Source organism: Pelovirga terrestris, assembly GCF_014773365.1.
Taxonomy (GTDB): domain Bacteria; phylum Desulfobacterota; class Desulfuromonadia; order Desulfuromonadales; family Geopsychrobacteraceae; genus Pelovirga; species Pelovirga terrestris.
The window spans coordinates 12,591-26,299 of the sequence record NZ_JACWUN010000009.1; the positions used below are offsets into that span (position 1 = coordinate 12,591).

15 protein-coding genes are annotated in these 13,709 nt (G+C 53.5%); 8 read left to right on the forward strand and 7 right to left on the reverse strand.

What is annotated here, in order from left to right; translation table 11 throughout:
• Positions 1–41 precede the first annotated feature (41 nt).
• Both tsaA and ICT70_RS08800 read right to left on the reverse strand, forming a co-directional pair.
• Positions 42–749, reverse strand: a complete 708-nt coding sequence (gene tsaA, locus ICT70_RS08795; RefSeq protein WP_191155662.1) for a tRNA (N6-threonylcarbamoyladenosine(37)-N6)-methyltransferase TrmO — start codon at positions 747–749, stop codon at positions 42–44.
• Entirely contained in the window at positions 749–1,660 is a 912-nt protein-coding gene (locus ICT70_RS08800) for an EamA family transporter (RefSeq protein WP_191155664.1), read from the reverse strand. Before ICT70_RS08800 ends, tsaA begins: the two co-directional genes overlap by 1 nt.
• Positions 1,661–1,739: 79 nt before the next feature.
• Between ICT70_RS08800 and ICT70_RS08805 the strand changes: the two genes are divergently transcribed.
• On the forward strand, positions 1,740–2,438 hold the full coding sequence (locus ICT70_RS08805) for a DUF3047 domain-containing protein (protein ID WP_191155666.1): 699 nt from the start codon (positions 1,740–1,742) through the stop codon (positions 2,436–2,438).
• 357 nt (positions 2,439–2,795) lie between these two features.
• Here ICT70_RS08805 and ICT70_RS08810 read toward each other — a convergent pair whose 3' ends face one another.
• From ICT70_RS08810 to ICT70_RS08825, 4 genes are all read right to left on the reverse strand, one after another.
• Positions 2,796–3,005: an RNA-binding S4 domain-containing protein gene (locus tag ICT70_RS08810; RefSeq protein WP_191155668.1), complete on the reverse strand. Its 210-nt coding sequence runs from the start codon at positions 3,003–3,005 to the stop codon at positions 2,796–2,798.
• Between the two features lie 3 nt (positions 3,006–3,008).
• Positions 3,009–3,680, reverse strand: a complete 672-nt coding sequence (locus ICT70_RS08815; protein ID WP_191155670.1) for a polyamine aminopropyltransferase — start codon at positions 3,678–3,680, stop codon at positions 3,009–3,011.
• Between the two features lie 118 nt (positions 3,681–3,798).
• Positions 3,799–5,475 carry an ABC-F family ATP-binding cassette domain-containing protein gene (locus ICT70_RS08820; protein WP_191155672.1) on the reverse strand — a complete coding sequence of 559 codons (1,677 nt, stop codon included), beginning with the start codon at positions 5,473–5,475 and terminating at the stop codon, positions 3,799–3,801.
• Between the two features lie 490 nt (positions 5,476–5,965).
• Positions 5,966–6,811 (reverse strand): ISL3 family transposase, encoded by an 846-nt coding sequence (locus ICT70_RS08825; protein ID WP_191155674.1) that lies wholly within the window; start codon positions 6,809–6,811, stop codon positions 5,966–5,968.
• Positions 6,812–6,857: 46 nt separating this feature from the next.
• Here ICT70_RS08825 and ICT70_RS08830 point away from each other — a divergent pair, with 46 nt between their 5' ends.
• From ICT70_RS08830 to mltG, 7 genes are all read left to right on the forward strand, one after another.
• Complete coding sequence (locus tag ICT70_RS08830; RefSeq protein ID WP_191155677.1) at positions 6,858–7,832, forward strand: REP-associated tyrosine transposase; 975 nt, start codon at positions 6,858–6,860, stop codon at positions 7,830–7,832.
• Positions 7,833–7,953: 121 nt separating this feature from the next.
• Positions 7,954–8,178, forward strand: coding sequence for a ribbon-helix-helix domain-containing protein (locus ICT70_RS08835; RefSeq protein WP_191155679.1), 225 nt, complete (start codon positions 7,954–7,956; stop codon positions 8,176–8,178).
• Positions 8,165–8,500, forward strand: coding sequence for a type II toxin-antitoxin system PemK/MazF family toxin (locus ICT70_RS08840; RefSeq protein WP_191155681.1), 336 nt, complete (start codon positions 8,165–8,167; stop codon positions 8,498–8,500). Before ICT70_RS08835 ends, ICT70_RS08840 begins: the two co-directional genes overlap by 14 nt.
• 175 nt (positions 8,501–8,675) lie before the next feature.
• Complete coding sequence (locus ICT70_RS08845; protein ID WP_191155683.1) at positions 8,676–8,891, forward strand: hypothetical protein; 216 nt, start codon at positions 8,676–8,678, stop codon at positions 8,889–8,891.
• Between the two features lie 142 nt (positions 8,892–9,033).
• A complete protein-coding gene (locus tag ICT70_RS08850; protein WP_191155686.1) occupies positions 9,034–9,429 on the forward strand; it encodes an iron-sulfur cluster assembly scaffold protein in 396 nt (131 codons plus the stop codon).
• A gap of 16 nt (positions 9,430–9,445) precedes the next feature.
• A complete protein-coding gene (plsY, locus tag ICT70_RS08855; RefSeq protein ID WP_420488578.1) occupies positions 9,446–10,045 on the forward strand; it encodes a glycerol-3-phosphate 1-O-acyltransferase PlsY in 600 nt (199 codons plus the stop codon).
• 10 nt (positions 10,046–10,055) lie between these two features.
• Complete coding sequence (mltG, locus tag ICT70_RS08860; RefSeq protein WP_191155688.1) at positions 10,056–11,051, forward strand: endolytic transglycosylase MltG; 996 nt, start codon at positions 10,056–10,058, stop codon at positions 11,049–11,051.
• Positions 11,052–11,121: 70 nt separating this feature from the next.
• Here mltG and ICT70_RS08865 read toward each other — a convergent pair whose 3' ends face one another.
• Positions 11,122–13,671 carry a molybdopterin-dependent oxidoreductase gene (locus tag ICT70_RS08865; RefSeq protein WP_191155690.1) on the reverse strand — a complete coding sequence of 850 codons (2,550 nt, stop codon included), beginning with the start codon at positions 13,669–13,671 and terminating at the stop codon, positions 11,122–11,124.
• Positions 13,672–13,709: the final 38 nt, after the last annotated feature.

The following is a 13,709-nucleotide window of genomic DNA, read 5'->3' on the forward strand; positions in this document are numbered from 1 at the left end:
GGAGAAAGCCAGTTCTCCGGCGCTTTTTGCCGGCCAGGGATTCAATCGATCTCGATATCGCTGATAATGATGTGCGCGCCGTCAACCTGCCAACGAATATTATAGCGGTCGAGATGACAACCGTAAGAGCGCTGGTCGTCCCTTTGATGATGGTATGCCGGACGCGGATCTAGGGACAGTGTGTCACGGATCAGGGCTTCCAGTTCCGGCGTCTGCTCTGAAAAATCGCACAGTTTGCCTCGGGCCGTAGCGCTGAAGATAACCTCCAGGCAGGGTTGCGGTTCGCTGTCGGCAAAGCCACCCTGCGCAGTCGCAATGCTGTCGGCGTAAGGGATATAGGGCTTGATATCAATGATCGGCGTTCCATCGATCAGGTCTGCTCCCTCGATCTCCAGGGTTAAGGTAGCCGCCTTGTTGTCTATGTTCAATAATCTGACGGCTGACAGGCCAATGGGGTTGGGGCGAAACGGCGAACGCGAGGCAAAGACCCCGACCCGGCGGTTACCGCCGAGCCGCGGTGGCCGCACCGTCGGGCTCCACCCCTGATCAAGATGCTGGTGAAAGATAAACAGTAGCCAGATGTGGCTGAAGCCTTCTAGTCCACGAACCGATTCGCTCGAGCTGAACCCGGGTAAAAATTCAACCCGGGCCCTTACCGACGGCGTCAGACCGGACTGGCGCGGGGTAGCGAACTTTTCCTTGAACGGTGAATGAATGACAGCAATCGGACTCAGAGATACATTTTCCATTATACAACTTTCGCTGGTTGCACTGAGGAAAGCGGATCTTTCCTGCTGCTGAGCCAGACCCCGAAAAAGACCAGGATACAGGCAAATAGTTGTGACAGGTTCAGCTTGTCCCCCAGAATGATCATCCCCATGATCACGGCGAATACCGGAATCAGATTGACGTAGGCAGCGGCACGATTAGCCGGTATTTTGCTGACGCCGAAATTATAACAACCATAGGCCAGGCAGCTGATGGCAACCCCCAGATAGATGACGGCCAGAGCCGGGACCGTTACCCAGTCGGTTGGCAGCCCCGCCCCCGGCAAGAGCAAAAAGGGAAAGAAAAACAGACTGCCGATAAACGCCTGAAAAGCCGTTAGGAACAAAGGCGGGTAGTGACTGCTTAAGTGTTTGACCGCAATGGTATAACCGGCAGCGCACACCATCGCCAGAAATTCCAGAAAATTACCCAGCAGGGGGTTAGGGGCATTGTCGCTGCTGTCCCCGGCCAGGCTCAGCCAGAGAACACCGCTGATCGCGATCCCGAAGCCGATCAGGGTCTGGCGGCGGATCCGTTCTTTGAGCAGACCCCAGGCCAGAACAGCCACCAGCAGCGGCAGAATAGCCGAAATCATGCCAGCCTGGGAAGCACTGGTCAATTCAAGGGCTCTGGCCTCGAACAGAAAATACAGACAGGGTTCACAGAAAGCCATCAACAGCAGGTACTTGATATCCTTGCGGCGAAAATTCAGGCGGCTGAAGGCCGGGATAAAGATGACAAAACAGAAGGTTGCAATCAGCATGCGCCCGAAAACCACCTGCATCGGGTGGTATCCCACGAGGGCCAGCTTCATCGCTACAAATGAGCTGGCCCAGAGGATCATCGCCAGCAGCAGGCAGATTTGTGGTAACCAAGGATTGAGCTTGCTCACATAAGGCTCCCTAAAAAGATCCTGACGAAGATAATACCCGACGAAAAATCTTGCCAGAGAAAATTGCGAGAGGTGATCTATGAAATTCTTTTTACCAACAATTTTGCTGCTCAGCCTTTATCTGATCATAACGGGGACCACTCAAGCCCAGGTAGAGCAGGTGCCGTTATTCTTCGGCGATCTGGATTCGGGGATAAACAGTGACTGGCGTGAACAATCTTTTCGGGCAACGGATCCCACCCAGTATCGGTTAGCCGAAGAAGACGGCGCAGTGGTGCTCCGGGCTGACAGTCGCAAACAGGCGTCAGGGTTAATCTACGAAATCGAGGTTGATCTGGAGACTTATCCGATTCTGATATGGCGCTGGAAGATAGAAAGTGTTCTTCCTGCCGGTAACGCCCTGACCAAAGAAGGAGATGACTATCCCGCCCGCGTCTATGTGGTGTTTCCCCACTGGTTCAAGCCCAGAACCAAAAGTATCAACTACATCTGGGCCAACCGCTTGGCGCAAGGGGAGGTCGTTCCCAACCCCTTTTTCGGTAATGCCCGTATGCTGGCGGTGCAAAGCGGTAATGAGCAGGCCGGCACCTGGATCCGCGAATGCCGTAATGTGTATCAGGATTACCGCACGATTTTTGGAGAGTCTCCACCGCAAGCTGGAGCCATTGCCCTGATGACCGATACCGATAATACCGGCGGGCAGGCGCGCGCCTGGTACGCCGATATCCGTCTGGTGGCGGCAGACAAGGATGCTGACCCCTCCCTTTACTGCCCCTGAACAGGCCTGCTGTCCACCCCGACCCTGCGCAAGGATAGTGCTGCATAGTTACGCCAAAAGCAGACTTGACACCCTATTTGCTATTCACCGCAGTTGACGTCAAAAACACTCCCACAGAATACGGCACCTATTGTCAGGGCAACCTTCTTGAAAAGGAAAGAGTGCTCTTAACAAATTAAATTGCCTAACCATGCAGGGTGAGCTTGGGGATCAAGTTCCAGAGAATCGGGTAGTCCACGGCAAGAACGATTGCGATCCCGATAGCGATTTCGATTTGGATAACCGTCCGTAGGGGCCTAGAAACCTATTATTTTATTGAATGTGCTGGGGCGGGCGAGACAAGCCGATTCAATTGAGCTACACGACTTTTATCCGCTCTGTGCCGTAGTCGACAATCTGGCCAGGGCGGATTTTACCGCGCTTACGCAGCTCGACCTGGCCATCAACCTTCGCTTCCCCTGAGGCGATTGCCAGTTTGGCACTACCACCACTGGAACAGCTTCCCGTCAGTTTGAGCAGGTCACAGAGTGCGACATAGGGGCGTCCATCAAGCTCAAAGGTGTCCATTTATTAGCCTTTTTTCCGTGCCACCCAGACCGCATGGCGATAGCCACCCTTACCGGGACGCTCGACGCGCACCGAAAAACCGGCCGCTGCCAGACGATGCTCGAAGGCGGTATCAGGATTTTCTCCCCAGACGGCCAGGATTCCCCCCGATGTCATGGCGTTGCGGGTTCGGCCGATGGCGTCGCTGCCGTAGAGGGGATCGTTGCGCGGGTCAGTGCGGGGGTGGGGACCACGATAAAGATCGAGGATAACCGCGTCAAAAGTGGTCGCCGGAGACCGGCGAATCAGCTCGGCAACATCGGTAATCACCACTTCAACCCGCGGGTCGGCGGTCGCGGCAGCGGTTAATTCAGCCAGCGGGCCGAGACACCAAGTGTGAACGATGGGGTTCAGCTCCGCGACAATCACCTGTGCCGTAGCGGGAAGCTGATCGAGCACGGCGCGTAGGGTGATGGCCATCCCCAGCCCGCCGACCAGCACTTTCGGAGCGGGGTGCTGCTGCAGGCCCTGACAGCCGAGCGTGCCCAGGGCGATTTCCGAGCGTTGGGCTTTGCTGTTCATCAGGATCTGGTTACCGATGGTGATGAGAAAGTCTCCGGTGCCGCGTTGCCGCAGTTCGAGGGTTTCACCGCTCTCGGTCAAAACATGATCAAGGGTTTTCCAGGGCAAGGCCACGCGGGTTTCCTTTTATTAGTTGTATCAGTTCAGCATGGTATCGGTGGAAAAACCCAAATAAATCGTTCAGGCCACCAAGGCGCCAAGATCTCCAAGAAAAACAATGTATGGTCCCTTGCTAATCAAAGCCCTGTTTTTGACTCTCTTGGTGGTCCTGGAGGCTTGGTGGCAGATTGATGGTTCCTTGACAAAGCTTGGCCCGCAGGGCGGTGATGTCGGGATTGTCAAGATATTCGTCAAAGCTCATGACCCGGTCGATGACGCCGTTGGGGGTCAGTTCGACAATACGGTTGGCGGTTGTCGCGACCAGTTTGTGGTCATGGGAGGTCAGCAGAATCACCTCGGGGAAACTGACCAGGCTGTTGTTCAGGGCAGTGATCGATTCCAGATCCAGGTGGTTGGTCGGCTCATCGAAGATCAGGGCGTTGGCGTTGGTCAGCATCATCCGGGCGAGCATACAGCGGACTTTTTCGCCCCCGCTTAACACCGTCGTTGCCTTGGTCGCTTCATCGCCGGAAAAGAGCATGCGGCCCAGATAACCCCGGGCAAAGCTCTCCCCTTCAGTTGGGGCGAACTGTCCCAACCAGTCAATCAAGCTCCTCTGTGGAGCAAAATAACTGCTGTTTTCCTTCGGGAAATAGGCATGAGTGATGGTGACGCCCCAGCGGTAGCTGCCGCTGTCCGGCTCCAGCTCGCCGGCCAGAATCTGGAACAGGGTAGTCTTGGCCAGACTGTTGCCACCGACAAACGCAATCTTGTCCCCCTTGTTGACGATCAGATTCAAGCGATCAAGCACCTTGACCCCATCGATGGTTTTACTCAGGTCGGTGACTTCGAGAATGATATTGCCGCAGGGACGCTCCGGCCTGAAAAGGATGAAGGGGTATTTACGCGATGATGTCGGCAAATCATCAATCTCCAGTTTGTCGAGGAGTTTTTTGCGGGAGGTTGCCTGTTTGGCCTTGGAGGCGTTGGAGCTGAAGCGGGCGATAAATTCCTTGAGTTCGTTGGCCTTGTCACTGGCCTTTTTGTTGGCATCCTGTTTCTGTTTCAACACCATCTGACTGGCTTCATACCAGAAATCGTAATTGCCGACATAGGTGCGGATGGTGCCGAAATCGATATCAGCGATATGGGTGCAGGCCTGGTTGAGAAAGTGGCGATCGTGGGAAACAACAATCACCGTATTCTGGAAACGGCCGAGAAACTCCTCCAGCCACTGAATTGATTTCAGGTCCAGATGGTTGGTCGGCTCATCGAGCAGCAGGATATCGGGGTTGCCGAACAGGGCCTGGGCCAGCAGGACCCGCACCTTGTCGCCGCCTTCCAATTCTTTCATCTTCTTCTGGCGCAGGGCTTCAGGGATACCGAGACCGTTGAGCAATACCGCGGCTTCCGATTCCGCATCGTAACCGTTTAATTCGGCGAATTCCGCCTCCAGTTCGCCGGAACGGACGCCGTCAGCATCGCTGAACTCCCCCTTGCTGTAGATCGCCTCGCGTTCGACCATCACCTCATAGAGCTTTTTATGCCCCATGATGACTGTGTTGAAGACGGTTTCTTCGTCAAAAGCAAACTGGTCCTGGCGTAATACCGCTAGGCGCAACCCTTTGTTGATGGTGACTTCGCCCTTGTCGGGCTCGGCATCGCCGGCAAGAATTTTGAGAAAGGTGGATTTGCCGGCGCCATTGGCCCCGATCAGTCCATAACAGTTACCGGGGGTGAACTTGATGTTGACGTTGTTGAAAATAACCCGCTTGCCATAAGCCAGGCAGATGTTTGTCGCAGTAATCATTGTTGCTTCTTTCCTTTAACGGTTCCAATAGAAAAAGACCACCGAGTCGAACCCTGTGGCCTTCGTGCTGCCAAGCTATATCATTTCTTGCGAGCATGAACAAGGTTCAAGTGCAATGGGCTATTTTTAGTTCTGATTTTTAACCGCCTTTTCTGGCAATAAAAACCTGGAAGTACTCTTTTAATATGATTATTTTGTTTTCCATAAGCATTGGCTTGTGATAGTGTTGCCTAGCTTTATTCACCTCTAAATGAAAATACCGCACACCTTTCAGCTCCAACGCCGTCAAACGCAAATATTTTCAAACTAGGCTGATGAGGTTTTTCTACTCTCAGTTTTGCTGACTGAAATTGCTTATATGAACTGAATAACTTAGGGAAGCGCGGTGCTTCCCGTTTCACGTTTCACCTTACACAGGGAGGATTTAAGATGGTTCTCTTTCAGATCGTGTGGGTAACAGCAGTTCATTGTCGTTCTTCAAGTACCTTCTTCAACCACAACATCTTGTGATGAAGGGTGGTGCCGGGAGATGGACAAGTTTGCCGGCGACCAAGTAGGCCATGGTGATCAAATGACGGACCGTTCCATAACCCCTGGCTCTGGCTTTAGCTGCCTGAATGAGGCCGTTGACTCCTTCAACACCGCCGTTGTTCAGGTGCCCGTCAAACCAGGACAGGATGCCGTTCCAGTGGCGCCGAATGGTTTTGGCAGCGTCTTTCATCGGCTCCAGTCGACAGCGGATCGCCCAATTGTACCAACGGCTCAAGGCCGTCTCGGCATCGGTAAGCGTTTGACACTGTTGGTAGATCTCCTGCAATGAGGTCTTGATCTGCCAGGCTCTGGCCGTTTTCAGGCGACTTTTTGGCAAACTGTCAAAGTGCTCCTGCTGCCGTTGCGTGCGGTTCGCTTCATTGCGCAACCACAGGTAACGGGTCTTTTTCAGCAGGGGTTCGGTCTTCGCCTCCTGCCGTCGTACCAGATCCACGGCCTTGTTAACGATGGCCATGACATGAAACGGGTCGAAGGTGATGTCGGCATTGGGTAACCACTCACCAACGCCAGCAATATAGCTTTTCGACATATCAATACAGACAGAATCAACGTTTTCGGTTTGACCGCCATGAGCTTCAAGATCTTTGACAAATGCTGCAACCACAGCTTTATCACGACCTTCACAGGCAAACAGCAGGCGCTTCTGATCCAGGTCATGAAAGAGACTGATATAGTTGTGGCCACGTCGTGAAGCGGTTTCATCCAGGCCGACACTTTGGACGCTGGAGAAATCTTCCCGTTGCCGGGCGGCCTCGACATAATGATCGAAAAGCGATGGGGTCAAGTCTGCCGTTGGCTTTTATTTCAATATCTGATATCAATCATCCATTATGAGCAGACCACTTCGCATTGAATTTTCGGGGGCGTGGTACCACGCCATGAATCGGGGCCGCAGAAGAGAAAACATTTTTCTTCAGTCGGATGATTTTGAAGCGTTTCTGAACATCGTGCGTGAATCGGCAGATCGGTGGAATGTGCACGTGGCGGCTTACTGTTTGCTGTCCAATCACTATCACCTGCTGCTACAGACTCCGGAAGGCAATCTGGCGCGTTGCATGCGCCACATCAATGGTGTTTATACCCAGCGATTCAATCGTATCCACGGGCAAGACGGGCAACTGTTTCGGGGACGCTACAAAGCCGTTCTGGTCGAGGATGACAGCCATCTACTCGAAGTCATGCGCTATATCCATCGCAATCCGCTTAACGCCGGCCTGGTCCGGCATCTCGATGAATATCCCTGGAGCAGCCACACGGGGTACCTGTCCTGCGCAAAACAATGGAACTGGTTGGAGCGCGAGACGCTGCTGACCATGCTAACAACGAAGAAGTCGCAGCGCAAACAGGCCTATCTCGATTTTGTCTCCCAAAACGAACCGCAGCAAATCTCTTCTTTCTATGCGATGAAGAAGCTTGCCTCACTGCTGGGAGGCGAAGCGTTCAGGGATTGGGTCAGTCATCGTTTCGTCGATCTTGAATTGCAGCGGGAAATTCCGGAAGCAAAAAAATTGGCGAATACTCCGCAAGGAATCATCGTTCAGGTCTGTGCCTATTTCGACCAGGATGAAGCGCGTTTGCGACACTCACGGCGTGGAATAGAAAACCTGCCGCGAGATATCGCCATCTATCTGGCGCGCAGCACCAGCCGGATGACGCTTGGCGAGATTGGTGCAGTGTTCGGCGTGGCCAACTACAGCACCGTCAGCAGCGCGGCCGAGCGAATCAAGATCCGCATGGCCAAGGATGCCCGCCTGCGGCAGGATGTTGAAAGCCTCAAACAACTACTCGCTAAAAGCCAAAGGTAGACTTGACCCTTTCATTGACCCCTTCATACGAGATGATGTATCCAGAATTCTTTCTATATCAGGCTTGTTTTTTACCATACTTTTGGTATTCTAAATACTAACTACCAAAAAGGAGGAAGGCATGCTCGCCGAGAAAGTCTCCATCTCTCTACCTACGCCATTACTTGAATTTGTCGAGCACTATAAAGAGAGCCACGCGCTCAAAAGCCGTTCCAAGGTGATTGAGATGGCGCTGGAACGTTTGCAGCAGGAAAGCCTGGAGGCCGCCTATCGCCAGGCCGCAGCAGACGTGGATCCCGCCTTTGATGCTACCAATGCAGACGGATTGCGCAATGAAACGTGGTGAGATTTACTACGCCGATCTCAGCCCCACTCTGGGCGCTGAGATCAACAAAAAAAGGCCCGTGCTTATTGTCAGTTGCGACGCGAACAACCGTGCCGCCGAAACGGTTACCATTCTGCCGATTACTTCGAACACGACCAGGATTTATCCCTTTGAGGTGTTTCTCAAACCGCAGGAATCAGGCCTGCCGAAACCATCCAAGGCCCAAGCCCAGCAAATTCGCACTATTTCAAAGGAACGTATTTCCGGCAAGGCTCAAGGCTGCCTTGACCGGGCACGGTTGACGGCAATTGACGCGGCGTTACGAATCCATCTGTCCTTATGAATTCAAGCTGCGGTGTACTACTATTGGCGTGCAAACGAAAACCTGTCTGCACACACTAAGAAAGCAATGAAAAGAGCGGGACTTGTCTTTGTCTGTGTCCCCCTGTTGATGCTATAGTGCGCCGCAGATTGGCAGCTGTACCTATTTTTATAACCCAGCTTGAGGGATAACACGGATGGACATTTTACAGGTCTATATGTACGGCATGCTGGCGGCAGCAGTTCTGGCCCTGGCCTGGTCATTTCTGCTGGACAAGTTCGACAACAACATGCCGCCCACCACCCGGGAGCTGATCCTTAAACTCCTGGCACGTTTTGCCTTTCTGGCCTTCATGTTTGCCGTTATTCTGGGCTTTTTGTACCTGGCCATCGGGCTGTTCCGCACCGCGTAGATCAACGCCTGCGCTGTGCCCCGGTGCAAGGATAGAGCTGAACAGTTACATGTTTCTTTTGGTTGCAGCGCCGCCACCATCAGGGCTAAAATCGCCTTTTTCATGCAGGGTTGTTTTTTCATCTGAACCAACGGGCAAGACTATGTATACCGAAAAAGTCATGGAGCATTTCAACAATCCGCGCAACGTCGGCATCATTGCCGACCCAACGGTACTGGTCCAGGTCGGTGAACCGTCCTGCGGTGACGCCCTCTTATTGTCGCTGAAAATCGACAATGATCGGATTGTCGACGTCAAATACAAGATCTATGGCTGCGGGGCGGCCATTGCTACGGCTTCGGTCGCCAGTGAAATGGTGATGGGATTAGCCCTTGACGACGTCCTTAATAACATCACCGACCAGACGATTGCCGATGCCCTTGACGGGTTACCACCGGAAAAAATGCACTGCTCTAATATGGCGGCCGGTGCCCTGCATGGCGCGATCTGTGAATATCGCAAAACCATCGCCGCCAAACATCCTGTTCCCGCAAACTGAAGCAGTCGTCCCTCTCATGGAGAAAGAATATATGCTGGTTGTTCTGGCCATCTGTGCCTATCTGTTTGGTGCCATCCCGACCGGGCTGCTTTTAACCCGTTTTTTCGGTAAAGAAGACATCCGCAAAGTCGGCAGCGGCAACATCGGTGCGACCAATGTCTACCGTGTCGCCGGACGCAAACTGGGTCTGATTACGCTCGTTGGCGATTGTCTTAAAGGGGTCCTTCCGGTGATCCTTGCCCTGCAGGTCTTTGAACTGACGGACACGCCTCTGGCGCTGGTCGCCCTGGCTGCCTTTGTCGGCCATTGTTTTCCGGTCTATCTGGGCTTCAAAGGAGGAAAAGGCGTTGCCACCGCCCTGGGGATTTTTCTGGTACTCTCGCCGCTGGCGGTGCTGACGGCAATGGTGGTGTTTGTGTTGTTTTTGTGGCGCTGGCGCTATATTTCCCTGGCATCCATTGCTGCTGCAATCACCATCGCGCCGGCAGTCTATCTGACCACCGCCTCTCTGCCGATTTTTACTGTTACCCTGGTCGTCGCGACAATTGTCATCTGGCGCCACAAGGGCAATATCGAGCGCCTGCGTAACGGCACTGAAAATCGCTTCAGCTTTTAGTCATCAATCTATGCGGCGTTTTTTTCTTATCATTTTTCTTGTATCTGCCTTCGTTGTCGGTGGACTGATTGTGAGCAGTTGGCGGCTACTGATCACCCCGGTTACACCACCTGGGGCGGTATCCCTTGATGTCACCCCGGGCAGCAGCCTGCAGCGGGTGGCACGTAATCTTGAGGAGCAAGGGGTCATCAGTCATGCCCTGTTGCTACGATTGCTGGCCAAATGGCATGAGCAGGAACAGCAGATTCACGCAGGACGTTACACCTTTGTTGCACCGGCAACAGCAGAAGAGGTGCTACAGCGGCTGGTACGTGGCGATGTCGACCGGGTCAGCTTGACCATTCCAGAAGGCTATACCCTACAACAGATTATTGAACGGATTGGTGAAGAGGGGTACGGTGAGGTTGACACGTTATGGCAGCTGGCGCGCGATCCGCAGTTTATCGCCAGCCTCGGAGTTGAAGCCGACAGTCTGGAAGGCTATCTGTTTCCGGAAACCTACCGGTTTGTTCCAGGCACCAGCGAGGCGAACCTGCTGCGCATGATGGTTGAAGAATTTCAGCGCGCATTAAGCCCGGAAAATCATGAAGCAGCACGCCGCCTGGGATTATCCCTGCATGAACATGTCACCCTGGCCTCCCTGATCGAAAAAGAAACCGGCGTGGTGGCAGAGATGCCGCTAATCTCTTCGGTGTTTCATAACCGCCTGGCCATCAATATGCGGCTACAGACCGACCCGACAGTCGTCTATGGCGTTGAGGATTATTCCGGCACCATTACGCGTCGCCACTTGAACACCCCTACCCCCTACAACACCTACATCATCTATGGTTTACCGCCGGGCCCGATTGCCAGCCCAGGCCGGGCCGCACTCCATGCTGCCGTATTCCCTGGGGAGTCAGACTACTATTATTTTGTTTCGCGCGGTGACGGCAGCCACCACTTTTCCCGCACCCTGCGCGAACATAACAACGCCGTTCAGAAATACCTGCGCAACCGCCGCTGAAATGATTATTTCCTGCACAAAAAAACCCGGCAGAACCGGGCTTTTTTGTGCAGAATGTGGTGAATGCCGATCAGGCTCGTTCTACCTGAACCGTCGTGCGGTTATCGCCATCGGCCAGCAGGCCAGCGATACCGGTACTGCTGAAGTTGGTACTGGCATAAATCAACCCTTTGGGAACATTCGGCGAAATGCGTACCCGGGCTACGGCCGAGGCACCGGTAGCACCCGTCACCTTGAGCTTTTCACCGTCACGCACGGCGACCTCCCCGGCATCTTCCGCGCTGATATTCAGCAGGCCTTCCGGTTCCACGTCACAGATCGCCGGAGCGAAGGCCGAGGTGGTACCAAAATGAGCCATGGACGAGCCGACCAGTAACTGCAACCCCGTGGCCTCATCCCTGGAGCTAATCGGCTGATAAACCAGACTCTTGTCAGATACTTGCCAGGCTTGCTTCAGACTTGAGTGCCAGTCTTTGCTGGTAAAGGAAATATCCTGATAGAGGTCGGTTAACGATTGAATCTCCTGAATCACCGCATGCTGGCTATAGAGGGTGCTGGATTGCGTCAAGCGACCCATCAGCTCAGCAAAGATCACGGCATCGCCACGACTCTCCCCCACTGGATGCACAGCCTGGCGCGCAGGACGAACCGATTGATCGAGAGAGGTGAAGCTACCCTCTTTTTCTGCAAAGGTAGCTCCCGGAAGCACGACCTTGGCCAGTCCGCTGGTCACTGAGGGGAAAATATCCTGAACAACAAGGACCTCCACCTGCTGCAGTGCTTTCAACCAGCGCACGCTATTGGGGAAAGACAGAGGATTGACCGCCGCCAGATAAAGCAGACGGATATTTCCCTCTTCGATTTCTTTAAGGATACCGTCGGCATCGAGCCCACCTTCGGGCAACGTGCACCCCCAGGCCTTCTCAAAGGCTTCTTTCTTTTTTCCATAGGGCTGATAGCCGGGCAGTGATTCGGGATAAATCCCCATATCCAACAGGCCTTGAGTGTTGCCTTTTTCGTCAAGGGGAAAGAGTCCACCTTCATGACGCAGAGCACCACAAATAATCGCCAGGTTGCAGATCGCTGCTGCCTTGGCGACCCCGTTGATGGACCGGTGGATATCGCCACCGAACACCACCGCTACATTGGTAGCATTACCGATCATCCTGGCGGCTTCCTGCAATTGTTGCAGACTGATGCCCGTGGCACTGACAACCTGATCCAGATCAATCCCGGCCAGATCGCTTTTAAGTTCATCGAGATTTTCCACCGTAAGATTGAGATAGTCTTGATCGACCAGGTCGCTTTCCAACAGTAACTTGGCCAGACCTTGGGCCAGTTCGATATCACTACCAGGCTGATAGGTCAGTTGGCTGTTGGCAAACCGGGTCAGATGGATCCTGCGCATATTGGCAATAATCAGCTTGCCATCACCGCGGCGCACCGCATTCTGAATCTGCCAGTCAACAGCCGGGGCTTCAGCACTGGGATCAGCGCCGAAGACCAGCACCGCATCAGCGCGCCCAATCGTCTCCAGGCGATTACTGGCACCACGCAGACCGATTCCCTTGTTGAGGGCACGCAATGACCGTAAAGCGCCAAAGCGGGCTTCAGAATCAATATTGTTGCTACCGATAGCAGCACGAAACAGTTTCTGAAACAGATAGTTTTCTTCATTACTCAGGCGCGGCGAAGATAATCCGGCTATGGCGGCGGGACCATGGTCTTGTTTGATGCGCACAATCTCTTTGGTCAGATAGCCCAGTGCCTCATCCCAGGAGACCGTTTTGTCGCTGATCTGCGGGGCGGTTAAACGCTTGGTATTGTTGACATAGCCATAGCCGAAAAAGCCACCAATGCACAGGGTTCCCTGATTACTGGTGGTGTCATCATCTGAGGTAATCCGGTAAATTTCATTATTTTTAACATGGACATCGATCTGGCACTGGCTTGGGCACAACGTGCAGATCGATCTGGTTTTGCACAGTTCCCATGGCCGGGCCTTAAACTTGAACGGTTTGGAGATCATCGTCCCGGTCGGGCAAACCGCAACGCAGTTGCCGCAGTAAATACAATGGTCAACGCGCTTGTCGATGTAGGCGCGGTCCCCTTTGTCATTAACAAAAAGGGCATCTGCTCCCACCAATTCATGACAGACCTTGACACATTTCTCACACATGACACAACGTGAGGGTACCTGCTGAATCAGCGGCCAATGGTCGATGGTTGGTGGGTTGACATCCTCTGACTTGAAATGTTGGCGATTGACCCCCAGTTCAAAACAGGTGTCCTGTAGATCACACTCACCGCCGGCATCACAGACCGGACAATCGAGGGGATGGTTGAGCAGAATCAACTCCATGATCTGCTTACGTGCCTTCGTCAGGGCCTCTGACTGGGTCGTGACGACAATCCCTTCCTTGACCGGGGTGTTACAGGCGGTCATGGGGCGATCGACGCCGGCAATTTCTACCGCACAGATACGACAAGCACCCGTGGTCGAAATTTTTTTCAACCAGCACAGGGTAGGGATATGAATATTCAGTTGGCGGGCAGCATCAAGAATCGTTGCGCCGTTGGGGACGCTTACCGACTTGCCGTCTATCGTCAGGTTAACCATAGTGTGTTCACCTCAAATACTGGCGGACGTCATTTACG